Source organism: Methylophaga sp. UBA4204 (genome assembly GCF_002379485.1).
Taxonomy (GTDB): Bacteria; Pseudomonadota; Gammaproteobacteria; order Nitrosococcales; family Methylophagaceae; genus Methylophaga.
The window spans coordinates 1,364-26,015 of the sequence record NZ_DFTU01000008.1 but is presented as its reverse complement, the minus strand read 5'-3'; the positions used below and the strand labels follow the sequence as shown (position 1 = coordinate 26,015).

Genomic DNA, 24,652 nt, shown 5'->3' with positions numbered 1-24,652 from the left:
AAGTCCGCAAAAACATCAGCAGTCAATTGCTAGGAGCCTTGGAAAATTCTGCCGATGACCGTTATCAACAAGCTTTGACTTCAGCCAAGGTCAAGCCTGAATACGATCAACGCCCCATCCGCCTACCTGGTTTTATCGTTCCCGTCGAAATGAATGAACAACAGCTGGTGACCGAGTTCTTTCTGGTGCCTTTTTTTGGCGCCTGTATCCATTATCCCCCACCACCGCCGAATCAGATTATTTATGTGACCTCCAAAGAAGGCGTTGCTCAACAGAATCTTTATGATCCCTATTGGGTCGAGGGCACGCTGGCCACTACAATCACCGAAAATGAGGTAGCGGTTTCTGCTTATTCCATGAATGCCGATAATATTGAGCTTTATGAAGAATAGTGCTTTATAAGTTAATCGCAGAAAAACGCTCGGGCTGATCAAATAACAAATCGTCTTGTACCCCATAGTTGGATAATTTCATCGAATAAAACCGATCAAAGTAGTCTTTTACTGTGGTTTCAATCTGCCGATCAAAATGTGGTTTAACGGTCATGGTTTGGCCAAACTGACGCTTCACAAACTCTCCGCGTTCAATAATCAGCTGACCGTTTTTGAATACCCATTGCGCCTTCCTGAACATCGCGGCTTTATCATCTTGCTCATGATAAACCGCAATATCGGCCAAAGCCCCAGGTTGAAGGTGTCCACGGTCATTCAATCCCAGTAATTTTGCCGGGGCCGCCCGCGTCATAATGGCAATATCGTATAAGCTGAATTCCTGTTTCAGATCTTTGAGCAGGGTCAACTCCATGATCTCCGGATCCAGTTCTGCCAGACAGGCCATGCGAAAATCATAGTCCATCAATAAATGCAGTAAATCCGGATAACGGGTAAACGGTGCGCCATTGGGATGATCGGTGGTGAAAAACAAACGCCAGGGATCGCCGGATAACAGAAAAATCTCCAGACCAATGGCCCATTGCAAACCATTAACAAAACTTGCCTTTTTATATTGATAAGGCACGATACCGCCACTACCCTCATCTTCGGCATGCCACATCACCCATTTGTGCGGGCTGGCATCGCCTCGACGGGAGAACTGAGCAATGATATCGCCAGACATTGTCACCGTCTGCCCAAATAACACCTGCCCGACATCCATAGTAATATTGGGATGTCGATTAAACGCTTCCATTAGCTGGGCTGCGGCTGAAGAAAAACCACGATTACCCTCTGCGCCATAACCATAAAACTGCACATGCGCCAGATGCATCGGTAAGCCCTGGGCAGCCTCCATGGTAGCAATGGCGGTTTGTACATTACCGGGAACACCCAGATTATTACAATGCACATGTACCGGATGTGGTATACCCAGCTGATGCACAGCAGTCTGCAATGAGGTTAATAAGCGGCGGGAGCTGATGCCATAAACCGGCACTTCATCATCCAGACCAAACTGTTCAACCCCTGCTTTAAACGCCTGCGAACCACCGGCATTAATCACTTTCAAACCTAATGCCTGGGTAGTGTTAATGGTCCAGCTGACATAGTCATTAATCTGATCTTGCGAAGCACCACTGCGCAACATGGATACCAGCAAATCATCACTGCCCAGAATCGCCAGCGCAGCCGTATCAATGATCGGGATATCCGCCATTTCTCGATGTACCTGCGGCGCATTCACTGGCAACATTGCCGGTTCAACCACCATGCTGTACCCCATTTCGGTGTAGCGATAACCGGTTTCAAAACTCGACCAGCGAGCATTATAAAACGGCAGATTTTCCTGTCTTTGTAGATGATTTCGATGTTGATCGGGCATTAATAAACGTGCGGTATTTACGTTACCACCTGCAATATGACTATGAATATCCACACCGCCCGCCATGGTAATGGCACCGTCCAAATCATGGGTGATGGCCGACTCTCTATCTGTGATCTGACTCGGATCAACGATTCGATCATCTCGGATCCACAGCTCCATGAGTTCACCATCCAGTTTTTGTACCGGGTCATATACTCGAGCGTTTTTAAGACGGGTTAACATGATTTATCCCACACATCTGTAATAATTGGCTTTCCATTTTTTTTGCATCAAGTGGCTTATCGGTAATGAACTCAATACGGCTTTCTGCTGCCTGACTGGCTAGTCCATCAATCGTCAAGTTGTCATCAGCTTGATTGATAGCAACAAAGCCTTCGCTGGTTCGAAAAACGGCTTTAAACCGAATCTGTTTAAATTGCTCCAACCACGCTATCAGCGGTTGGTAATCAAAATAGAATGTTGATTTGAACCGCCAGCCATAGCTATACCAGCCACTCAACTGTTGTCCTAACGCCAAGTAACCACAGTCGGGAATAGGTTGAGTTTCATTCTTCAGATCAAAAACCGCAGGCTGCTCTTGCCAGACCGCCTGATTAAATTTAGCGTTTGGCTTTAACCATTCAGTATTAATTTTTGCGTCCTGAGTGATTTGTAAAGGTAGCTCCTGAAGATGCATTTCATTCAGGTAAGCTTTTAACGCAGCAATTTCGCTCTGCCCATACATATCTGACTTGTTCGCCACGATCAGATCGGCGATCTGTAACTGCTGCTGAAAAGTCTCATGTTCGCGATATTTCGCATCAGCCATATGACGTGCATCAACCAATGTCAGCGTGGCACGTAAATCAATGATCGATTGATAAAATTCACCTGACAGCACGGCGATCACTTCTTCCGGATGCCCTAACCCACTAGGTTCAATCAATAACCTGTCGGGTTTGGCTTTGCCTATAAGCTGATTGAGTGCCACCTTCATCGGCAACCCCGCAGCACAACACATACAGCCTCCGGGTACTTCGCGAATCGTGACCTCACCTAGAGAATGGTCATCGGTTTGCAGCAGCTGGCTATCAATACCCACTTTGCCAAATTCATTAATCAATACTGCCCAACGTTCACCTGGCGGTTTGGTCTTTAGTAGCTGCTGGATCGCCGTGGTTTTACCAACGCCGAGAAAACCGGTAATCACATTAGTCGGTATCGCTTTTTGAAAAAGCCTGAAAGTTTGTTCAACCACGATTTCGGCGAGTTTGTAGCAAAATTAACCCAATAAAAAATAACCCGACGATCACTAAATTAATCAGAGTTATAAGCGCGTTGTTAGGAACAATTGGTCGATAGTCAAATACTGGAATTTTAGTGAAATCTGCCGCAGTGAACGGCTGGTCAAAAAAATAGAATTGAAAGAAATAATCGCGTAACTGCTGTTGATAGTCAGCAACCTGATCCAGAAAAGACTGACTTGCCAGCATATCGGTATCAGCGAGTCGATTCATACTGTATTGCACTCGCATCACCGGGGATAGCCAGGCAAAAGTTTCTCCGAACCGGTGGGAATGTATCCGGCTATCACGAAATTGATTCACTGCATCCGCTACAATCACATCGCTCATATGTTGCATCGCGTAATACCAGCGCCAGTCGAAAGGCTTTTGTAAGGTCGACTCTGTAGTATGCCACTGAGGATAGTCCTGCAAATAAACATCAAAATCTGCCTGCTTATCCCTATCCCAACTATCATGCATGTATTCACGTTGATCAAACACCATTGACACATGCTCAGCCGGTTGCTGTTGTTGCGTTTGATACAGATAAGCCAATCCTGGCAGCACAAAAGCAAACACAATCCACAGACTGATAAATAATAAACTGTTAAAAATGGCGCTACGTTGCAAACTGATAATCCAGCCTGTGATCACAAACCAGCAGAGTTGATATGCCAATAATATGGCTGCAATCTGCCACCATAATCCATCGAATCTGATATCTGTCAGCACAACAGCCGCCAATAGAATCAGTACGTTCACCATCGCCAGTAAGCCTGCTGCAATGAGCATTTTTTTAGTTAATAATAATCCGCTATTAGCCACTTGGGAGGCCAATAACGACCAGCGTCCGCTGGCCTTCTCTTCTGCCAGCAGATTTAAACTTAATGCCGCAATCAATAACGGCATCAGGTAAATCCAGATAAAACTCAAGTCCAGCTTACCGATGGGCATAGCGGCAATATTGCCCGTCGCCGTATTGCTCAATTGGCTTTGCAAACCTAATAAACGAACCCTTGTGTGGGTGGCCGCTTCACTGCGCTCACCTTGAATCAATGCCGACCAGGCAGAAGGTTTTTGCCAGACAGGATGAAACTGGTAATAACTCATATAACCCGAGTCGTATGGAGCTAACTGAGCATCCTTCTTATAGTCTGCCAATTCGGCTTGGTAATTTGCTTCGCTGATAGCCCGCTGTTGATATTCACGTTGCAGTCCCATCTGGCCCCAGATAATGGCTAATAAAGCTGCTAGAAGATAAGCTGCCATCAGCCATTTAAAGAGCTTGTTCTGCCATAACAAGCGTAATTCAAATTGAATAAATCTCACCTAATCAAACCTCGTTCCGACTACAGGAAAGTAACAACACACCGATGATTAACCACCCCAATAATATTAATAAAGGCGGGTAAATCAGATTCAGTTCGGCCTGCAAGGTAGGAGATTGATAATCAAATTGCTGCAGATTTGCCAAATGCTCATTCGAGACTTTTTGTTCACGGTCATGGGCATGGTCGATTTGTTCTGCATGCATCTGATTCAGCTGCTTGATGAAATTAAAGCGAAATTGCTCAGCAGCGTTTTCATAATGCAAAAAACTATCCGCGTTGGTCGCCGCGAAAATGGACGACAATTTATTGGCTAATAAATAAGGTGAAAACCACGCCACCTTGCTGACCAATTGATTTTGCTGTTCAGCGATTTGCATCAACTTTGCATATTGCTGGGTAAACACCTCGCTGGTAATTCGCTCGCCCTCCTGCATCAACACGCCGCGCCAATTCACTGGTAAATCTTCAACTCGTGAAACGCCGTATTCTGCCAATACCTGCTCACGAAACTCGTTATAGTAAGGATCATCGGGGTCATGTGAATTACCAACTTTGGCAATTTCCTGCGCTGTCTGAATATCAAACACCGCCCGATCAGGTATTGGATATTGCATATCAGCCAGACTGTAAGCCATTTTAGGCATCACAATCACTGTCAGCAGCCAGAACAACAGCAATGCAGACAAGCTTTGTTGATTGGTACGACACCAGTTGGAGAACAGCACCACTGTGAAGGTCCATAACAGGCAGTAAAACAAATACAAAACAAACATAGCGCACATTCGTAATACATCACTGCCATGTACTGGCGTTTGCAGCATAAAGCCAGTTGCAATAACAAATATCACTAATAGAAATACCAGCGATATCAGGCTGAATGCCAACGTTTTGCCGAATAACAACTGTTTGACGCTAATACCTTGTGAGACCAATTGGCGCAAAGTGCCCTGTACACGCTCACCACTGACACTATTAAATGCCAAAGCAATCAATACCAAAGGCCAGATCACCAGTATGACCGTCGCACCTGACAGATAGCCCAGCCCCATATAGGCCGTACTGCTGACATATTGTTTAAAGCTGCTGCTGTTTTGCCTATGTGCTTCCAGAAATAACGCATTTCCGACAAACGGATTCACTCCGCTATCAATAAAACTCAGGGGAGAAATGATGCGAAACACCATGGTGCCGTAATGCGCTGCCCGATGCGGATGCCGATCTGGCTGAGCATCCCAGTTAGCATCATTCTGCTGCTGCCAGAGAGTCTGGGCTTCAATAAAATCCTGCTGCTGTTGCCAATGAGAAAATGCAATTAATGCCGTTAATATTACTAACAACGGCAACAGGACTTTCAGAGTCTGGCTGCGCCACTGGGTGATCAACTCATGACGAGCAATTTCAATAATAGTCTGCATCATGATTAGAACTTATAAGCCACTGAAACACTGGCATTAACGCCATCACCAGGTGAATGGATGGTGTCAACCGGATCGCCTGCATTCCCAAAGTCATATACGTATTCGTAATATTCATTGAACAGGCTATTAACCTGAAAGTTGATATTGCCCCAGCTTGTCTCGTAATCAAGACTGGCATTGACCAGATTATATTGACCAAACTTGCCGCCAGCATTTGCTTCGTTAATATAAGACGCCCCCTGAGCATCGTAATGTAAACGTCCAGTCAGCGCCGGAGTAAACAGATAACTAACACCCGTTGAAGCGGTATAGGAAGGAATACTGCGTAATTCATTTCCTTTGTCAGCTCCGGGACTTTGAATCTCTGAATCCACAGTGCTGAAGTTACCCCAAAGAGTCAGTTTGTCAGTTGCCATCCAACTCATGCCAAAATCCGCGCCCTGACGCAGCGTTTCACCCACATTTCGAGCCACGCCATCAACCAAAACAAACTCGTCTTTGGCTTTCTGTTCCCAATAGGACAAGCGAAATTCTAGGCTATAGGTTGGCATCCATTTCACCCCCAGTTCCCAGCCATCATTGATTGAAACATCACGTGCAGAACGGTCACCATCGGTATAGGCACTACTGCTGACCGGGTGCTGGAAACTGCGTCCTGCATTGGCAAACAAAGTCACTTGATCAGTTGGGTAGAGGAACAGATTAAATTTAGGCTGCACAATGGTGCCATAGTCATAACTATCCTGATTACTGATCACCTCATCGGCTGCGTTACGCTGTTTAAAATCTCCATCAATTCGATCAGCACGGATGGCGGCATTCCAGGCGATAAACTTATTCGGTGTGTGAGATACCTGCAGATAGGTGCCTTTGCTGACAAAATCATAATCAAAGTTACGCGACACATTACTGGTATCACGTTGCCGCATATTGCCAATTGTGCCAAAGCGCTGCTCCAATACATCCTGGCGTTCGATGTCCAGCCCCCAGTTTAATACCCACTGCTCATTAATATCCCAGGACAAGGTCGAGATAAAACCATAATGATCCTGCTCATCATAACGATTGCCCAATGAACCAGCTTCACTAAACCTCACCCAGCGCTCACGTTCGTAATAGTTGTAATACGCTTTGGCTGACCAGGTCAGATCATCACGTAATGCGGTATCAAAATGCAGGCTGTAAGATTGAGTTTCCTTATCACCACCATCTTGTCTTGCATACGCTGCAGAGCGAGTCGGATGTTTGCGTGCTTCTTCTTGGGTGAGATATCCCGGTGCATCAGCATCATACTCGGCCATTCGTGCAATAAAACCGAGTGAGGTATCGTCTGATAAGTCATAAAACCAGCGGCCACCGACACTGTATTTATCGATATCGTAATTATCCCGATAGCCTTCTGACTCGCGGTAACCAGCAAAATAGCTGTGTTGCAATGCGCCGGTCTGTTCTCCCCAATAACCCTGAATCTCACGTGCGTTATAACTACCGAGGGTTACTTCAACGTCACGGCCAATATCTGAACGGGTAGCAATATGGTAGTTACCCGCCACATTAAATGTGCCGTAGCGTGGATCACTATTACCCTTGTAAACCTGAATAGTGTCAATGTTGCCTGGAAACAGTTGATCCATCTCGCTGTAACCATTGTGCAGATTAGATGGAATGCCATCGATTAACAGCTTGGCATGAGGAGTACTTCCCTCAGCAGCAAAACCGCGAATACCAATATCAGTATTAATGATGCCCTGATTGTAGCGGGCAAAATAAACACCGGGAATTTTGGTAAACAGCTCCATGGTATTGTTCACGTGACTGATGGATAACTCCTCACGCGAGATAATATCCTGTGAACCGGCCAGATTTTCATCGGCATAATCCGGACGCGTACCCAACACCACCAGGGGATCAATACGAGCAGCGGGTTCATTATCGGTCTCGGCAATAACAACAGATAACGGCAGAGCAGACACAATCAGGCTGCTGATAAAAGTTTTTTTCACGGTAAAGTCCTTTTGTTTTTTTATGCAGCAAACTGATCAAAGTAACGTTGCGTTACCTGATCCAGTGTTAACGATTGCGTGGTAATGAGATCGGTTAAATGGCCTTGTTTCATAATGCCAATCCGGTCAGCCAGTTGATGGGCACATAAAAGATCATGTGTGACGATCAACACTGCTGCTCCGCGAGATTTAATCGTATTCACTACTTGAATAAAATCCTGAGTGGCAACCGGATCCAGACCAGAAGTCGGCTCATCCATCAAAATCAAACGGGCATGCTTTAACAAAGCAAATGCAATGGCTACTTTCTGTCGCATGCCTTTGGAGTATTCAGCTAACTGCTTGGAAAAGTCTGCCTGTTTAAGCCCTGCACTGATTAACGCTTCATGGATTTGCTGATCGGTTAATTTCATTTTGGCCAATACCGCCAGATAGTGAATATTTTCAATTGCATCAAACCGGGGATATAGATTGACGTTTTCGGGCACATACATGATTTTTTGTCGACAAGACGATGACTGCTGATAGAGGTCCTGACCTTCTAAAGTGGCGCTGCCACTGGTTGGTGAGGTAAAGCCTAACAACATATTTAAGGTGGTAGTTTTTCCTGCGCCATTTGCACCCAATAAACATAAAACTTCGCCAGAAGCGATTTTAAAGTCGAGATGATCAACGGCAATTCGATTACCAAATGATTTGGTTAACTGGTTCACTTCCAGCATGATTTCTCCTGGATTTAAATATCACAAAAGATGCAAAATATTATAAAAATACGATATATCACATCATTATTAAGCCAAAAAAAGAGTTAACTTTCTTGCTGGCAAGTTTCACATAATCCATGTAGTTCAAGTTGCGGACTGTTTAGTTGAAAATGATTATGTTCAATACTCTCTTCGAGTGCATGAATCAGTTGCTTATCCACTCCTATTTCTCTTACTTGCTGACAGTTGTCACAAATCAAAAACTGTGGTGTCTGGTGTGAATGCGAGCAGGCGATATGAGCACAGGCAATAAATTTATTATTGGAGGCCAGTTTATGCACCAGACTGTTCTGCATTAGAAAATCCAGCATTCGATAGACCGACATGACTGGAATATTTTCCTCGGTTTTCTGACGATATAGCTCAGCAATTTCATAGGCTGAACGTGGGGCCTGTGCATTTAACAACACTTCGAGAATATGTTTGCGTTTGCTGGTTAACCGCACACCATGATCAGCACAACTTCGTTCAGCTTGTTGCATTACTTTATGAGTATCGACTTTCGCCATTACTGGATCCGGATAGAGGTTCGTTGTTGATTAAGTTTTAATTGCTGCTGGCCGGTCGGTAAAACCATCTGCACTTGCATAGTTTCCAGATTACTATAAACATCAAATAAATTGATTTTCAATTCGGTAATATTTTCAGGTTTTTCACAGCGTAAAAAATAGCTGACATCTACGTCAGCGTGTCCTGCTTCGTCAGAGTCAGCAAAAGGTTCTTCGACTTCGATTGATTCAGCTTTACAGCTCGATCCCTTAACTTCTATAAGGGTAGCAAGCATTTCAAGCTGTTGCAGCATATCCTGATAAATGGCTTCTTGCTGTTCTGTTTCCGGCTGGTGTTCAAAACCTAGAAAATTCATTAATGGTGACTTTAAATGCATCATCAATACGTGATCATCCATCACTAAATCCAGTGTGGCCATTCCATGCACATGGGCACCATGATGACGATGATCTGCATCATGATCATGATGTTTGTCCTGAGCATAGACAATAGCGCTCAGGTGCACGCCACAAAACAGGGTGACTAAATATACTGCAACTCGCATGTCCAACAGTCTCCTACTCACTCGGCAAAATCCAGGGTTAGCAATAACCTTTTATCAGTCTTATTGATATGAGGCGAACGATGCACAATGCCATTCACCTGACTATTAATCCAGCCATCACCCTTGAACAATCCAACCTCTCCTTGCTGCAGTTGTTGAATATACTGATGATGTCGATATATTCCTGACAAATGATCAGGTAATCCATTAGCACCAGCACCCAGTTTTGAACGATCGACATTGTCTTCTTGCAACCATTCACTGCCCTTTCCGTGATAGGTTGTTACCAAACGACAAGCTAAATGATCAGTATGAAATCTGGGGCACATAGTCTCGTTTATCAGGCTGAGGCACAAGCCTACAACGTTTAAATCGAACAGATCTGCATACATTTCCACTAACTGACTGACATCCTCAATAAATAAATGTCGTTGAGGATCCTCTGGTAATAATCCACCAAGCCACGCACTGACTTCAGCCGGAGCAATTATTGTGCGTAATTGTAACGCATTGAGTCCTTGCGTTAATGCATCAATATAGTCCTGCAGTGTCTTTTGCAACTGTCGCTGCCAGATAACCAGATTGATATGCGGTTGATAAATTGAGGTCATCACTAAAGCTAAATCTGCTTTTTGCACATGCTCAAATACTGGATTGAGGGCAATAGCACTCTGATTCATTTTAAGCTGCCTCCCAGGCTGGAAAAGGATCGGGCAATGTTTCCCAGAGCTGCTTCCCGGCCAATAATTCACTGTCATTTAATAAACAGGCATCCAGTTCTGCTGTCACCATTTCAGCATTTAAGTTCTGACCAATAAACACCAGCTCCTGACGCATATCACCAAAGGGTTCCTGCCAGTTTTCTTTTATGGTTTGCAGACTCTCCTCATCCTGTGGCCAGCGATTTTCAGGGATAGCTTTCCAGAACATTCCGGCAAAACCATAGCGGGCAATACCACCCGCCTGATTCCACTGCCCGGCAAACTGGGGGCGGCTGGCTAACCAGAAATAGCCTTTGGAGCGAATCAACTTGCCACAGGGCCAATCCTGATGCAGAAACTCAAAAAACTTCTGTGGATGAAAAGGTCGACGGGCGACGTAGGTAAAACTGTTAATGCCATACTCTTCAGTCTCAGGGATATGTTCGCCCCGCATTTCTTTCAGCCATCCAGCTGCCTGTTCGGCTTTTTCAAAACTGAACTTCTGCGTCCCCAATACTTTATCCAATGGGATCTGGCCATTTTCTATCGAAATTATCTCTGCTTCGGTATTGAGGCTTTTCAAAATGCCAGTCAGTTCAGTTAATTGTTCAGCGGTACATAAATCGGTTTTACTGATCAAAATGACATCACAAAACTCAACCTGATCCACCAGCAAATCGGCCACACTTCGCAGATCATCTTCACCAAGGTTTTCACCAGTTTCCTGCAGTTGTCTGGCTTCATTAAAATCACGCAGAAAATTCACTGCATCCACCACCGTTACCATGGTATCGAGGCGAGCAATCTGTGACAGACTTTCTCCCTCTTCATCAGCAAAGGTAAACGTCTCAGCCACTGGCAAAGGTTCGGAAATACCGGTTGATTCAATGACCAGATAATCGAAGCGTTGCTCTGCTGCCAGCTGACGGACCTCAATCAACAGATCTTCCCGCAAGGTGCAGCAGATGCAGCCATTGCTCATTTCCACCAGCTTTTCTTCGGCGCGATTAAGCTGCACATCCTGCTGAATTTGTTGAGCATCGATATTGATTTCACTCATATCATTGACAATAACTGCCACTTTTCGACCTTCGCGATTATTTAAAATATGATTCAATACGGTGGTTTTACCGGCTCCCAAAAAACCTGATAACACAGTAACTGGCAGGCGTTTATCTAGATTTGTGTTCATAAAGCCCTTCTCCTTGTTCATTTAATAAATCCTGTTTATCCATTTACATTTCCCTCGTAACAGGAAGAAGTCGAAGTGACAGATTTCGGTTCCAGAGATGGGCGGTAATCAACAGCAGTCCGCCACTCAATGTGATCCATGTCTCCAGAGATTCCGGACCGATTAATGCTGAAACCATGGTGGAAAGTCCAATTCCACCGAGTAATAAAGGCCAATGATTTTTATGTCTGCGATAAGCTCCCGGTAAACTCAGAATCGCCAGCAGGATCACCGGAACGAGCATTACCTTATGCACCCATTCAGAAGTAAACCAATCCCCTAACAGTCCCGCTGTGCCAAATCCAATGACTATCGGTGTTACTAAGCAATGGATCATGCATGCACCTGAACAGGCCACGGCCAAATCATCTTTCATTTTCAGTTATCCCATAAATTATGATATATCATATCATTTCAATAACTGCGGCAACTGTCAACAAGTTAAAACGGAATTCTTATTCAGACATTCGTTTGATTAGCACATGTAATTCATAAAGTGTGGTTTGGAACGTGGTTTCCTGGGCATTAAATCCTGCCCGGCTGGCATGCACGTCCCCTGCTAGATAACTGGCCAGTAAATCATTTCCAGATTGAAAGATGTAATGATGAAATTGGCTGATCTGGTCAAGCGTGGCATTGTCCAGATAATGATGGTATCGGGCCTTTTCAAGCCAGATTCCGCAATGAGTATCGGATAATTGGGTTATCGGCCACTCGGTTTTAATCTCAGGCTCAGCAAAAAGTCTTTCCTGAAGTTGATGCAACCAGTATTTAAGATAAAAATAAAACAGACTGAGTCGTGCCTGCTTATGGTTTTTCAATAGACCCGATTGTGAACACCATTGCCTGAAGGGCTGATATGAGCTTAAAAACTTCATCAGTTGATCAATCGGCAAAGGCTTGGCTAACGCGTAGCCCTGTGCTTGATTACAGCCCATTGCCAATAACACTTCACCATGGGCAATAGATTCAACGCCTTCGGCAATAACCTGAATATTGAATGACTGTGCCAACGCAATGACACCTTCTACAATCTTACAATCCTCAGGCTCACTTAACATTCGTCTGACAAATGTCTGATCTACTTTGACAACATCCACCGGTAAAACCCGGATATGGGTCAACGATGAATAGCCGGTACCAAAGTCATCCAATGCCGTAGTAATGCCGAACTCTGATTTACAGAATTCGACCACATTACTGATAAGGCTCAAATCGCTTAACCGATTACTTTCCAGTATTTCAATCTGGAAACGACTGGTGTCCAGGCCAGGATAATGCTGAATCTGATATTGCAGCCAGTCAAAAAAATCTGCTGTCGATAAGTGATATGCGGTGAGATTGATACTCAGCTGATAGTTATGACCGTCCTGTTGCCAGGCTGCGAGCTGTTTTAATGCCTGACGAATAACCCACTGGCCAAGACTGACTTCCAATTCAGTATCGTAAACCTGATCAATAAATTTATCGGGTGACAGCAGACCACGTTTGGGATGCTGCCAGCGAATCAAGGCTTCAAAGCCAAAGATATGCCCGGTACTCAGCGTCACCTTGGGCTGATAAAACAAAACAAACTGATCTTCACTTATTGCCGTCGCAATTTCTCGCAGCTGCTGGTTACGCTCGGTAATCTGGACCTCTTCACCTGGATCGTAGGCAACCACGGTAGATTTGCCATCCAGCTTGGCTTTATACATACATTGGTCAGCATGGCGGATTAATGTGTCCAGACTGCCTTTATCTTCGGGATAGAGCGTATAGCCTACTGAAGCTGTAATCATCATCGGCACATCATTAATGATAAAGGGGAGTGATATGGCTGAAAGCACTTTGTTAATAATGTCTGTGGCAGCAGCATGACTGGAAACACCACCGATAATCAGCACAAATTCATCGCCTCCGTAGCGCACGATGCTATCGCTTTCCTTCAGAGCAGTTCGAACACGTTCGGGAACCTTTTCCAATAATTGGTCAGCGGTGACCTTGCCATGAATATCATTAATACTTTTGAACTCATCCAGATCCATAAAGGCCACAACCAGTTTTTCATCCTTCTGGTCTGCCAGGGTACTCATATGACTGAATTCATTTTCCAGCCGGTTTTTATTGAGGATCTGATGTGAATTTCGATTTAGAACAAGATCAGAAAGAACAGCACGATACTTCCTGTCGGTGGTGATATCACTTAAATGACCCAAGTAAAACACTTTGCCGTGGGCATTGATTCGTTTCACACTAAACCGGGCTATGTAGTGCGATCCATCCTTGCGTTTATTGGACACTTCGCCTTGCCAGAAACCGTTGCGCTGCAATGACTGCCATAGAGACTGATTAAATACTTTATTTTGGCTTTCAGCACTAAGGATTTGCGGTTTGCTGCCGATAAGATCAGAACGGGAGTAGCCAGTGATATGTTGCATCGCTTCATTGATATCAACAATTTTCTGATGCTCATCCGTGATGACGATGCCTTCATGTGCAAATTTGAAAGCATTTTCTAATAATGTGTTTCTCACACTACGTGCCTTGTCCTTAACGTTGATCTTTAGCCATTCGTTCCGTCAGCTGCACAAGTCCTATTCACTGGTCTTTCACGTGTACTGAGCAACACTGGCTTTATCTAATACCACGGTGATAGATACCAGTGGTAATGAAACTACAGATGGTAACTAACTATGTCAATAACAACTGTTTACACTCTTTAAATAATGAGCGCGAGAAAAGGACCTTTTGGCCTTAGACTGCCTGCTGAGCTTATGTCTTGGCTACGTTCTGAGGCAACACAGCACAATCGGAGCACGACCAGTGAGGCATTGTTTTTATTACAAAACAGCCTGACGCATCGCTTCGGCAAAACAGCTGTGCGAGAATTTCTGCTGAGACACCCTACCAGCACCTACACTGAGGCTTTCGGGTTGCGCATTCCGGATGATTTGAAAGACCGTTTGCGTGATTTCAGCCATCAGCATGAAATCAGTCTCAACCTGGAAATTGTCATGAGATTGTTTCAGGATTATGAAAAACATCGCCAGCATTCTGTTGCTGCAAACATCAACCGGGGTGGTTACCGCGCAGTTGCTGAGAAACAATTTACTATTTCCGATTCCGAACAGCGATTACTCTGTTTATTTCGCGGTCTGAATGAGGCTAATAAAAAAGTCATAATGACGTTAATCAACAATCTTACGGATAATGATTGACTGGCTCTCTGATTTATTCAAATAAACGTCTTTGCCCCGTTAGAAATTCCGATTATGATCGCGGCCTTGATTGTCTTTTTGGCCCTGATTCATGCAAACCACCGCACCCTCTCCGCTCAGTTTTCAACATAAGTTAGAACGCCTGCGACAAAATCGTTTGTTCGAAATTATCGTGGTCAGCGTTATTTTATTTTCTGCCATGGTCACCGGGGTTAAAACCTATGAAATCCCCCTGCAAATTCTGCGCTTAGTCGACTGGCTGGATTATGCGATTACCCTGTTTTTTGTTGTTGAAATAAGCGTTCGTTTTCTGGCAGAACCCAATAAGCGCGATTTTTTCAAAAGTGGCTGGAATGTGTTCGATACTATTATCGTCGCGGTCTCTTTGATACCGGTCAATGATAGTGAACTGGCTTATGTGGCCCGGTTAATACGTATCTTTCGGGTATTACGGATGGTATCGGTAATCCCCGAACTCCGCCATTTGCTCAACTCTCTGCTCAAAGCGTTACCACAGCTGGGTTATGTTGCCTTGATGATGTTTATTATCGTCTATATTTTTGCCGCCATCGGCACCACGCTGTTCGAGGAGATAAATGAGTTTCTTTGGGGGGATATTGCTGTCTCAATGCTGACGTTGTTCCGGGTAATGACTTTCGAGGACTGGACTGATGTCATGTACGAAACCATGGCAGTGTATCCACTGAGCTGGATTTATTATCTGGTGTTTATCTTCCTCAATACTTTTGCCTTCCTCAATATGCTGATTGGTATTGTCGTCAATGTGATGGAACAGGAGCGTGCCGAAGAGCATGAAGAAGCGCATAAAAATGATATGACCATAGAAGATTTATCCGCACAGCTTGAAGAACTCAAAGCGCTCATCAAAACCCGATCCTGAAGTAATCCGGCGACGTCATTCTGCAAGCCGCCTTCACATTTGATTCACAACAGACATCCGAACATCAGCATCTCTATTTCAGGAGGGATGTCGATGATTGGTCGTAAATTATCTCTGTTGCTGTTTATCACGCTGTTAGCAGGATGTCAGTCAATGTCAAAACCGATTCGTACCGAAAACCATGTAGATATAAACCGATTTATGGGTGATTGGTATGTGATCGCCAATATTCCCACCTTTATTGAAAAAGGTGCACACAATGCTGTGGAATCTTACGAATTAAATGAAGATGGCACGATTGCCACGACCTTTACTTTCAATAAAGGCAGCTTTGATGGCGAACTAAAACAATATCATCCCAAAGGCTTTATTCTGGATGACGAATCTAACGCCGTCTGGGGAATGCAGTTTATCTGGCCTATCAAAGCCGACTACCGAATTGTTTACATAAATGACGATTACACCCAGACAATTATAGGTCGTGAAAAACGCGATTATGTCTGGATAATGGCCAGAACACCGCAAATTCCTGAACAGGATTACCTGCAAATGCTGAAACTGCTTGCTGAGCAGGGTTATGATATTTCGCAGATTAAAAAAGTCCCTCAGCAATGGGATAATTAATATATGTAAACATCATATGTAAATACATATTTATTAATTCTGTTTATATCGATTTCTTGCGATGATAGTCGCCTTGAATATGGCTTGGGCGATAAAAATGTCTTTGGAAGCGTGGTTTACGTTAATCGTAACAACTAGTGTGTTACTCGTGTTGATATTCAGTCGTGTTCGCCCACATATTGCTATGATCACTGCCCTCACAGTATTACTTGCAACCGGCATTCTAAATGCCGAACAAGCCCTAGCAGGGTTCAGTAACAGTGGTTTGATTACCGTCGCTGCCATGTTTATTGTCGCTGCCGGTCTGCATGCGTCTGGTGGTGTGGACATAATGGTGAAATCGTTTCTGGGGTCACCCAAAACAGTACGTAGGTCCTATTTACGTATTTTTACTCCGGTCGTTTTTCTCAGTGCGTTTTTAAATAATACTCCTGTTGTGGCTACCATGATTCCTGGCCTTTTGGCCTGGAGCAAACGCATCAACATCAGCCCGTCAAAGATCATGATTCCGTTGAGTTATACCGCTATTTTGGGAGGCACTATAACGATGATTGGAACCAGTACCAATCTGGTAGTGAATGGGCAATACCAGACATTAACTGGTGAAGCCGGGTTTTCAATATTTTCGATTACCATTATTGGACTGCCTGTTGCGATTTGTGGACTAGTGTTTATGTGGCTTTTCTTTCCTAAATGGTTACCGGATATTGGTAAAAGTCATGCATTCGAAAATGTTCGGGAATTCACCCTGGAGGTGATGGTTGAATCTAATGGTCCACTTGTGGGACAGAGCATTCAGCAAGCAGGTTTACGCGAGCAAAAAAGTGTTTATCTTGTGGAAATCGAGCGCAATGGGACATTGCTGACAGCCGTCACACCGGAACAGCGTCTGCAAAGTGGAGACCGCTTGGTATTTGCGGGTGACACTCAAGGGATTACTGATCTATTAAGGATCCGCGGTATTGTCGCTTCCACTTCAGATGCTGAAAGTAGTGTATTTTCGGCCGATCGTCCTGAGCGCAGTCTGGTTGAAGCAGTGGTTTCACCACATTGTGCCGCTATTGGAGAAACCATCCGCGATGCAAAGTTTCGCCAACGATATGGTGCTGTGATAATGGCCGTAGCACGAAATGGGGAACGTATTGCAGGCAACTTGAGTAATATTGTTTTAAAAGCTGGAGACACATTACTACTGGAAGCAAGACCGGCTTTTGTAAGTCGACAACGTTATAACAAAGATTTCTTGTTGATTAATGACCTTGGAAAAGAATCCCCAAATCACGATAAAGCCGGAATCGCCTGGGTTATTCTGATTGCTCTGGTCACTGCCGCTGGCTTTGGTGTGATTAGCATGTTGAATGCTGCATTAATTGGTGCGGTGTTAATGATAATAACAGGATGCTGCTCGGTAAGTCAGGCAGAGCGCAGTCTGGATCTAACCGTAATTCTGACCATAGCAGCCTCGTTTGCCTTAGGTGTGGCATTGCAGCAGACCGGGGTTGCTGATGTGGTAGCGAGCGGTATTGTTTCATTAAGCCAGAATCAAGCATGGTTAATGCTGGTGATGACATATATTGCTGTATCTGTACTGACCGAAGTAATTACCAATAATGCGGCAGCGGTATTAATGTTGCCGATCGTATTGGAATTAACCTCCAAAGCCGAACTGCATAATGAACCATTCGTGTTTGCCATTATGATGGCGGCATCAGCCAGTTTTGCAACCCCATTGGGCTATCAAACCAATTTGATGGTATATGGGCCGGGCGGCTATCATTTCCGTGATTTTCTAAAAGTGGGTGTGCCGATGAATTTCTTTATTGGTGCCGTAACCCTGGCAGTCATTATGTTGATTTGGCCATTAAACTAAATGTTGATAGCTAATACGCCAATACAGCTCGCTTGTGAGCAAGATATCCCAGCGTTAGTCACACTGTTAACGGAGTGTGCCAATCATATGTATCAACAAGGCATGTCACATTGGTTGGATGTTTATGATGAACAATCTGTCCGCCAGAATCTGTTACAAAAAACAGTCTATGTCATCAAGCAGGATTGCCGGGTTATAGGTTGTGTCGCTTTAGGGCTTAAACCAGCCGATTATTATGCAGACTGTTGGCCACAGGCCCCGCGGTCTGACTTCTATCTGACGCAATTGGCCGTGCATCCCGAACACCAACAAGCGGGTTATGGACGACTACTGCTTCAGCACTGTTTAGGGTTAATCAGTGATCGGACCCTGCATTTGGATGCAGTAGCGCATTATCCTCAATTACTTGAATTTTATCGAAAGTCTGGCTTTAAACAAATTGCCGAAGGCATTGGTCTCGGAGATCGTCGTTATTTGTTTGAGTACAGTCACTCAACCTAATAATGTATCTATCAGCATGATGGCAAATAAGCCGCCCATCAATCCCACTGTCGCTCTTGTCTGATGTCCGTTACGATGCGTTTCCGGTATGACTTCATGCGAAACCACAAATATCATTGCCCCGGCGGCAATGCCTAATCCCAAAGGATAGGAAACCGGTAAACCACTGGACAGGAATATACCCATCACGGCGCCAACCGGCTCGACCAGACCGGTTGCTGCAGCAATCGCTACGGCTTTGCCGGAAGAGATATTGATACGTCGCAATGCCAATACCACAGCAAGACCTTCGGGGATATTCTGTAAGGCAATCGCTGCGGTTAACGGAATACCCACCGCCAGATTACCATTGGTGTAACTTACCCCAATTGCCATGCCTTCCGGAAAGTTATGCAAGGCAATCGCCAAAACAAACAGTCCAACCCGACCTACCTGTTGATGCCCTGCCCCGCACGGACCAAGATGTTGATGTTCATGCGGCAGATAATAATCCAGCCCTAGCATCAACACCACTCCGCCAATCATGCCAAAAATGATGATAACTACTCCACTGACAGCATTTCCCGTCAATGCAGTACCTACTTCAATCCCCGGCAAAATCAACGAAAAAAAACTGGCTCCCAACATCATACCTGCAGCCATGCCCAGCATAGTATCTTCAGTTACGGCGGGAAGCTTTTTAACGAATAAACCCGGTGCTGCACCCAGAGCCGTTGACAAGGCCCCAACGCCTCCACCGATAAGTGCCCATTTTAAAAACTGTGGGTCAACAGTGGACTGCCGATACAGCAAATTCATCAGAAACAATATTGCAAGCCCAGCGATTGATACCAGCAGTAGGATAGAAATTACTGGACGACTATTGAATTGTGTACGCCAACTTATCAAAAAAGCAGAAAGGGTTTGTTTTATTGCCTGTTGCATCGTGCTGTTCCCAGAGTTTATCTATTGGCTTTTTGATCTTTGATAGCCTCCAGCTATGGTGGCTATCAAAGATCAAAATGCCCTATGTCTTACACAAAAATATATTTAATGAATGACAGATTGAACTAATGCATGCCTAAACATTTCTTAACGATAATAAACAATTTTGGAGCATGGCGATGCAAGCTTTACAGGAACAATCCGTAATGTGTCCCTATTGCGGTGAAACTATTGAAGTTTTACTGGATGCCAGTGTGGAATACCAACAATATATTGAGGATTGCTTTGTCTGTTGCCGCCCAATCGAATTTTCAGTGAGTGTAAATGCAGATGGTTCATTCAATGTCGTAGCTGTTGATGAAAATGCATAAAATTAAAGTTTCACTGGAGCTTATTGCGTAAACACAGTGTCTTATTGCTGAAAAAATCCGCCATGGCGTTAAATTAAATAACGATTTTTAAGTAGATTTTAAGCACGAAAAAAATAAACCCATGGATTTAAAGGAAAAATATCCTGCTTAAACAAGGATAGTTTACTTATTGAAGGATGTTATATTTCGGTTTCTAATGGACTTCTACCAAAGATGGGAATGCACATTGAATCGTATTTGGCATAATAGTTTTTACCCGTTACTCATTGTGGCGCTTTTAATACCAACTGCTCATGCCTCATTGGATCTTTTAGCAGGCGTCGAAGCAGGTATTGAAACCGACACCGCGATGACCACGATTGATCTTGATAGAACTCAGGAAATCCTTTCATCTAATGATTTCGAGTCCGAACATGGCTGGATTAATCACCATACTGGCATCCAATATCAAATCCAGCTGTTGCGAAGTTATTCTTATGGGCACTACCCCTGCCTTGCCTATCAGTTAAAAATCAAAAACGGTGATGACTTACAGGAAAAATCGCTGGATGCCTGCCAGCATCGTAGTGGCAAGTGGATTTCGGTATCACCCAGCTCAATGGCTTTTTAAAGGCTTCTTGCTTGGGTCTTTTATGGCGCATCAGCAATAAATACGGCTCGTTTTGGTGCCGGATATCCTTCAATGGTTTTATGCATATCCTGAGGGTCCAAAAAATCGGCTAACGATTCAAATGTCATCCACTCTGTTGCTCGTTGTTCTTCCAGTGACGTAAGATTTTCATCCACACAGCGCACATTTTTATAACCACATCTACGCAGCCATATCAGCATCGTTGGAATTGATGGAATAAACCAGACATTGCGCATTTTGGCGTAACGTTCCTCTGGCATCAGACTCATGCCCTCTTCCCCATCAATAATCAGAGTTTCCAATACCAGTTCACCGCCGCTACGAAGACAATGACGTAATTCCATCAAATGGCTTAGCGGTGAACGGCGATGGTATAAAACGCCCATGGAAAAGACCGTATCAAAGAGATGCAATTTTTCAGGCATATGTTCAATACCAATCGGTAAAACAAAATGCTTTTCACTTTGAATAAAGTGCTGCATCAATTGATATTGCATACTGAATACCAATGTTGGATCGATCCCCATTACCATCTGGGCGCCCTCACCCACCATGCGCCAGCCGTGATAACCATTGCCACCACCAACATCCAGAACCTTTCGTCCATGCAAAGGGCTGAGATGCGGTAATACGCGATCCCATTTCCAATCCGATCGCCATTCAGTATCAATGTGTATATCAAATAATTGGTACGGGCCTTTGCGCCAGGGATGAAAGGTTTTGATCAGTTCAATAAACGAAGATGTGTCATAAGCCGCCAAATCTTCTTTTGCGCCAATAGCCACCTGTTGTTGCAGTTCTATAACAGAAGGTTTTATGGAGGGTAAATCCGCCAACGCTTTTTGCCATAACGGCATCTTGCCATGAAAATCATCAGCCAGTCGCTGATCGGTAAATTTGGCCAATTGTTTGGCCCAGTCAGCTTGTCCAACGGATTCAAGCCAACGATAAAACGGGTCATATACGGTCATTTAAACGCTATCAAAGAGGCAAAGTTAAAACATTGAAACCAGCATTCGCTGCGGGAAAAACCGGCTTGGCTAAGGCGTTGTTGGTGCATTGTCAGAGTTTCGGGGATTAATACGTTTTCCAGCGCGCTGCGTTTCTGACTGATTTCCAGATCACTATAGCCATTGGCCCGTTTGAAATCGTGATGCGCTTCAGTGAAAAATGTCTGTCGTTCAGGACTATCAAAAGCCAGTTTTTCCGACAGGATAAATACGCCACCCGGTTTCAGGCCCTGATAGATTTTATCAATCAACTCATCCCGTAACGCTGGTGCAATAAACTGCAAGGTAAAGTTCATCACCACTACCGAGGCATTTTCAATAAGCGTTTGGTTAATATCTTCACAGCGTAGCTCAACCGGTACGCGATTATTATCCGCCGCGATGATTTTCTCCGCCCGTTCAATCATTGCTAGAGAATTATCAACAGCAATAATCTGACAACCTTCCGCCTTAATACGCTGGCGCATTGACAAGGTAATCGCCCCTAAGGAACTGCCCAGGTCATAGCAACTGCTGTTTTCCTGAGCATAACGAGCGGCCAGAATGCCGATATTGGAGATCAGGGTGCCATAGCCAGGCACCGAACGCTGGATCATATCGGGAAACACGTCCACCACGCGTTCATCAAAACGAAAGTCCACCATCTGTTCCAGCGGAGAGGCGAATATGTTATCGGCTTTTTTAATCATCCCTGTTGTGCCTTCTTTTTAGCAACATTATTCCGCAGATACACTGGTAACGCCTTATCAGCACTGACAAACTCACCACGCCGATAAAACTGCTCAGCAAGTTTAAGAATCGTTGCTGCACCAGGATAAATATCGGCTTGCTGGTCAATCAATTGTTCAAAAAAGTTGGCTTGCAACATCTCAGCATAAACCTGCCAGCCATTTCCTGCACCTAACCACTTTTCGGCATTTGCTGGAAAAAAATGTTTAGCAGTACACACTTTTTCCTCGTCGATTAGCGTCACAAACCCACCTTTCACCTGAAAACAGCCTGCATAGATTTCATCCATACGGGCATCCATGGCCACGGCTATGTTTTGATGACCAAAAGCATCAAAAGCAGCCTGCGCAACAGCAGCAAGTGTTGAAACAGGGATGACTGGAAGTTCACGGGCAAACGCAATTCCCTGCGCAACTCCGACACCAATGCGCACACCGGTAAACGAACCAGGGCCCCTACCAAATGCCAATGCATCGATATCGGCAATTGAGGCATCGGCTTGCTTGAAAAGTTGATCGAGCATCCCCAAGATCAGGGTCGAATGCCCTCGCTGAGTCATTTGCTGTTGCTGATACAACACACCGTTTATGGTGATTGCAGCAGAACAACTTTCAGTACTGGTATCAAGGGCAAGCAAATTCATAGGTTGGTCATCATCATGTCATTTGTCCGTCACAGTCGCGCATTATAATTCAACCGTGCACTACAAAGGAGTTTTGCTATGGGTTATATCGTTGATACCATCTATATTTTCCGCGAATTGATGAAGCTGCTGTTTGTGGTAGTAACATCACCTTTCGCCGTCGTGGGTAGTTTGTTGATGCTGGGTAGTGTTACCTGGCAGTCATAAATATTGAGGAAACCAATGAGCGTCATACATCTGCAAGCACTGGATAAAATTCGCGAACAGGATTGGCATGGCGCTCATCAACTTATCCAGCAGTACAGTGATCCACTGGCCTGTTTAATCCATGGTTACCTGCATCGAATTGAAGGGGATCTTTCTAACGCTGCTTACTGGTACAACCGTGGTCAAGAGGCTGTACCAGCAAACAGTCTAGAGGACGAGCTAAAACGTTTGTTTAAACTCGCCCGACAAGATTAATCAAATCAACTACTGTCTGATACCTTCAATAGACAAAATCAGAAAGACTTCCTGCGAGCTTGGTCCCAACTTGCTGACATCAATGTCATAATCTTCAATGATAAAGCTGGTTTCGCCATAAAAACCGACTCGATAACCACCCCATGGATCATCACCTTCACCGACTTTCTCAACTGGAATGGTCATCGGTTTGGTAACACCATGCAACGTGAAATCGCCTTTCATCAATAATGTACCGTCTTCCAGCTGTTCGAAGCTGGTGGAAGTAAAGCGAGCATCGGGATATTGCGCCGTTTCAAGAAATTGTTCACGCAAATGTTTATCACGTTCAGCAAAATTGGTATCTACACTGGCAACATCAATTTTCACATCAATTTTTGACGCTTCCGGGTTTTCCGAGTCATAACTGAAAGTCCCTTCAAAATCATTAAAGCGACCGCTCATCCAGCTAAATCCCAAATGCTGAATCCGAAAATCAATAAATGCATGGGCTTTCTGGGTATCAATAACATAGTCAGCCGCATGAGCAGGCAATGTAAACACCGTACTCATAGCCAAGGCAAAGATGGTTTTTTTCATGGTAACTCCTGTTGGTTTAAAGATTAAGCATGCGACGCAACGTTGCATCTTTATTGATGAAATGATGTTTCAATGCCGCCAGGGCGTGAAATGAAGCCAATGAAATAATGAAGTAGCCAGACCATAAATGCAGTTTGCTGACCAGATCACTGGTTTCAACTGATAATTTGGAAATAGCTGGAATACTGAACCAATCGAAAATCCCCAAAGATTCCCCCTTTGCAGTGACAATCAGGTAGCCGGTTATTGCCAGAAGGACAATGGCCAGGTTCATCAATTGGTGAACGACTTTGGCTGCCAGTTGCTGCCAAACGGGGGAAGATGAAATAGCTTTTGGTTTTCCTGCAATGGGTCGCCAGATCCAGCGCAACACTACCAATAGAAAAACAATAAATCCCAAACCTTTATGCCACCAGGGTGCCTGGTAATACCAGTCGTCATAATAGCCAAGGTCGACCATCCATATGCCAAGAAAGAACAAGCCGATGGTGAGTAGTGCGACCGACCAATGCAGCAGTATGCTGATTAAACCGTAGTGATCTTTGCTGTTGATTAAACGCATGCACTCCTCTCCATAGGAATCTCTTGAGATGGTTTTCAGACCCAGCTTTTACCGGCTGGA

28 protein-coding genes are annotated in these 24,652 nt (G+C 44.5%); 10 read left to right on the top strand and 18 right to left on the bottom strand.

The window, feature by feature from the left end; translation table 11 throughout:
• On the top strand, positions 1 to 392 hold a 392-nt coding region (locus B3182_RS01295), incomplete at its 5' end, for a DUF3299 domain-containing protein (protein ID WP_292751217.1).
• A gap of 4 nt (positions 393 to 396) precedes the next feature.
• On the opposite strand, the gene B3182_RS01290 is transcribed toward B3182_RS01295, so the two are convergent.
• The 12 genes from B3182_RS01290 to B3182_RS01235 form a co-directional block, all read right to left on the bottom strand.
• A complete protein-coding gene (locus B3182_RS01290; protein WP_292353390.1) occupies positions 397 to 2,040 on the bottom strand; it encodes a formylmethanofuran dehydrogenase subunit A in 1,644 nt (547 codons plus the stop codon).
• Positions 2,024 to 3,055, bottom strand: coding sequence for a CobW family GTP-binding protein (locus tag B3182_RS01285; RefSeq protein ID WP_292353391.1), 1,032 nt, complete (start codon positions 3,053 to 3,055; stop codon positions 2,024 to 2,026). The genes B3182_RS01290 and B3182_RS01285 overlap by 17 nt, the downstream gene beginning before the upstream one ends.
• Entirely contained in the window at positions 3,048 to 4,412 is a 1,365-nt protein-coding gene (locus B3182_RS01280; RefSeq protein WP_292353392.1) for a DUF3526 domain-containing protein, read from the bottom strand. The genes B3182_RS01285 and B3182_RS01280 overlap by 8 nt, the downstream gene beginning before the upstream one ends.
• A 4-nt stretch (positions 4,413 to 4,416) precedes the next feature.
• Positions 4,417 to 5,832 (bottom strand): ABC transporter permease, encoded by a 1,416-nt coding sequence (locus tag B3182_RS01275; protein WP_292411291.1) that lies wholly within the window; start codon positions 5,830 to 5,832, stop codon positions 4,417 to 4,419.
• Positions 5,833 to 5,834: 2 nt separating this feature from the next.
• Positions 5,835 to 7,835, bottom strand: coding sequence for a TonB-dependent receptor (locus B3182_RS01270; protein ID WP_292353395.1), 2,001 nt, complete (start codon positions 7,833 to 7,835; stop codon positions 5,835 to 5,837).
• A 20-nt stretch (positions 7,836 to 7,855) separates the two neighbouring features.
• Positions 7,856 to 8,557: an ABC transporter ATP-binding protein gene (locus B3182_RS01265; protein WP_292353396.1), complete on the bottom strand. Its 702-nt coding sequence runs from the start codon at positions 8,555 to 8,557 to the stop codon at positions 7,856 to 7,858.
• Positions 8,558 to 8,643: 86 nt separating this feature from the next.
• Entirely contained in the window at positions 8,644 to 9,108 is a 465-nt protein-coding gene (locus B3182_RS01260; protein ID WP_292353397.1) for a Fur family transcriptional regulator, read from the bottom strand.
• Positions 9,108 to 9,653, bottom strand: coding sequence for a ZrgA family zinc uptake protein (locus tag B3182_RS01255; protein ID WP_292353398.1), 546 nt, complete (start codon positions 9,651 to 9,653; stop codon positions 9,108 to 9,110). The genes B3182_RS01260 and B3182_RS01255 overlap by 1 nt, the downstream gene beginning before the upstream one ends.
• A 17-nt stretch (positions 9,654 to 9,670) precedes the next feature.
• Positions 9,671 to 10,333: a DUF1826 domain-containing protein gene (locus B3182_RS01250; protein WP_292353399.1), complete on the bottom strand. Its 663-nt coding sequence runs from the start codon at positions 10,331 to 10,333 to the stop codon at positions 9,671 to 9,673.
• A gap of 1 nt (position 10,334) precedes the next feature.
• The gene (gene zigA, locus B3182_RS01245) at positions 10,335 to 11,546 is read right to left on the bottom strand and encodes a zinc metallochaperone GTPase ZigA (RefSeq protein ID WP_292353400.1); all 1,212 of its coding nucleotides are present in this window, start codon (positions 11,544 to 11,546) and stop codon (positions 10,335 to 10,337) included.
• 43 nt (positions 11,547 to 11,589) lie between these two features.
• On the bottom strand, positions 11,590 to 11,922 hold the full coding sequence (locus tag B3182_RS01240; RefSeq protein ID WP_292751214.1) for a MerC domain-containing protein: 333 nt from the start codon (positions 11,920 to 11,922) through the stop codon (positions 11,590 to 11,592).
• A 118-nt stretch (positions 11,923 to 12,040) separates the two neighbouring features.
• Complete coding sequence (locus tag B3182_RS01235; RefSeq protein WP_292353402.1) at positions 12,041 to 14,101, bottom strand: sensor domain-containing protein; 2,061 nt, start codon at positions 14,099 to 14,101, stop codon at positions 12,041 to 12,043.
• Between the two features lie 192 nt (positions 14,102 to 14,293).
• On the opposite strand from B3182_RS01235, the gene B3182_RS01230 reads away from it, so the two are divergent.
• The 5 genes from B3182_RS01230 to B3182_RS01210 all read left to right on the top strand — a co-directional run bounded on the left by B3182_RS01230 (position 14,294) and on the right by B3182_RS01210 (position 18,681).
• A complete protein-coding gene (locus B3182_RS01230) occupies positions 14,294 to 14,785 on the top strand; it encodes an Arc family DNA-binding protein (protein ID WP_292353403.1) in 492 nt (163 codons plus the stop codon).
• 91 nt (positions 14,786 to 14,876) lie between these two features.
• Entirely contained in the window at positions 14,877 to 15,686 is an 810-nt protein-coding gene (locus tag B3182_RS01225) for an ion transporter (RefSeq protein ID WP_292353404.1), read from the top strand.
• A gap of 93 nt (positions 15,687 to 15,779) precedes the next feature.
• The gene (locus B3182_RS01220) at positions 15,780 to 16,310 is read left to right on the top strand and encodes a lipocalin family protein (protein WP_292353405.1); all 531 of its coding nucleotides are present in this window, start codon (positions 15,780 to 15,782) and stop codon (positions 16,308 to 16,310) included.
• A gap of 97 nt (positions 16,311 to 16,407) precedes the next feature.
• Positions 16,408 to 18,180, top strand: coding sequence for an SLC13 family permease (locus B3182_RS01215; RefSeq protein WP_292353406.1), 1,773 nt, complete (start codon positions 16,408 to 16,410; stop codon positions 18,178 to 18,180).
• The gene (locus tag B3182_RS01210) at positions 18,181 to 18,681 is read left to right on the top strand and encodes a GNAT family N-acetyltransferase (RefSeq protein WP_292353407.1); all 501 of its coding nucleotides are present in this window, start codon (positions 18,181 to 18,183) and stop codon (positions 18,679 to 18,681) included. It abuts the gene before it with no gap.
• Here the strand turns inward: B3182_RS01210 and B3182_RS01205 are convergent.
• On the bottom strand, positions 18,673 to 19,605 hold the full coding sequence (locus B3182_RS01205) for a ZIP family metal transporter (RefSeq protein WP_292353408.1): 933 nt from the start codon (positions 19,603 to 19,605) through the stop codon (positions 18,673 to 18,675). The genes B3182_RS01210 and B3182_RS01205 overlap by 9 nt on opposite strands.
• A gap of 179 nt (positions 19,606 to 19,784) precedes the next feature.
• On the opposite strand from B3182_RS01205, the gene B3182_RS01200 reads away from it, so the two are divergent.
• Together B3182_RS01200 and B3182_RS01195 are read left to right on the top strand one after the other, a co-directional pair.
• Entirely contained in the window at positions 19,785 to 19,976 is a 192-nt protein-coding gene (locus B3182_RS01200) for a CPXCG motif-containing cysteine-rich protein (RefSeq protein WP_292353409.1), read from the top strand.
• Between the two features lie 226 nt (positions 19,977 to 20,202).
• The gene (locus tag B3182_RS01195; RefSeq protein ID WP_292400635.1) at positions 20,203 to 20,586 is read left to right on the top strand and encodes a hypothetical protein; all 384 of its coding nucleotides are present in this window, start codon (positions 20,203 to 20,205) and stop codon (positions 20,584 to 20,586) included.
• 20 nt (positions 20,587 to 20,606) lie between these two features.
• Here the strand turns inward: B3182_RS01195 and cmoB are convergent, their stop codons facing one another.
• Genes cmoB through tsaB form a run of 3 tightly spaced genes read right to left on the bottom strand, consistent with a single transcriptional unit; the run spans position 20,607 to position 22,989 of the window.
• Entirely contained in the window at positions 20,607 to 21,578 is a 972-nt protein-coding gene (cmoB, locus tag B3182_RS01190) for a tRNA 5-methoxyuridine(34)/uridine 5-oxyacetic acid(34) synthase CmoB (RefSeq protein WP_292353411.1), read from the bottom strand.
• Entirely contained in the window at positions 21,575 to 22,306 is a 732-nt protein-coding gene (gene cmoA, locus B3182_RS01185) for a carboxy-S-adenosyl-L-methionine synthase CmoA (protein WP_292353412.1), read from the bottom strand. Before cmoA ends, cmoB begins: the two co-directional genes overlap by 4 nt.
• Complete coding sequence (gene tsaB, locus B3182_RS01180) at positions 22,303 to 22,989, bottom strand: tRNA (adenosine(37)-N6)-threonylcarbamoyltransferase complex dimerization subunit type 1 TsaB (RefSeq protein WP_292353413.1); 687 nt, start codon at positions 22,987 to 22,989, stop codon at positions 22,303 to 22,305. Before tsaB ends, cmoA begins: the two co-directional genes overlap by 4 nt.
• 78 nt (positions 22,990 to 23,067) lie before the next feature.
• Here tsaB and B3182_RS01175 point away from each other — a divergent pair, with 78 nt between their 5' ends.
• The gene (locus B3182_RS01175) at positions 23,068 to 23,196 is read left to right on the top strand and encodes a hypothetical protein (RefSeq protein ID WP_292353414.1); all 129 of its coding nucleotides are present in this window, start codon (positions 23,068 to 23,070) and stop codon (positions 23,194 to 23,196) included.
• A gap of 15 nt (positions 23,197 to 23,211) precedes the next feature.
• Positions 23,212 to 23,451 carry a hypothetical protein gene (locus B3182_RS01170; protein ID WP_014706879.1) on the top strand — a complete coding sequence of 80 codons (240 nt, stop codon included), beginning with the start codon at positions 23,212 to 23,214 and terminating at the stop codon, positions 23,449 to 23,451.
• Positions 23,452 to 23,460: 9 nt separating this feature from the next.
• Here B3182_RS01170 and B3182_RS01165 read toward each other — a convergent pair whose 3' ends face one another.
• Positions 23,461 to 24,030, bottom strand: coding sequence for a YceI family protein (locus B3182_RS01165; protein WP_292353415.1), 570 nt, complete (start codon positions 24,028 to 24,030; stop codon positions 23,461 to 23,463).
• Positions 24,031 to 24,046: 16 nt separating this feature from the next.
• Positions 24,047 to 24,592 carry a cytochrome b gene (locus tag B3182_RS01160; protein WP_292353416.1) on the bottom strand — a complete coding sequence of 182 codons (546 nt, stop codon included), beginning with the start codon at positions 24,590 to 24,592 and terminating at the stop codon, positions 24,047 to 24,049.
• Between the last annotated feature and the right edge of the window lie 60 nt (positions 24,593 to 24,652).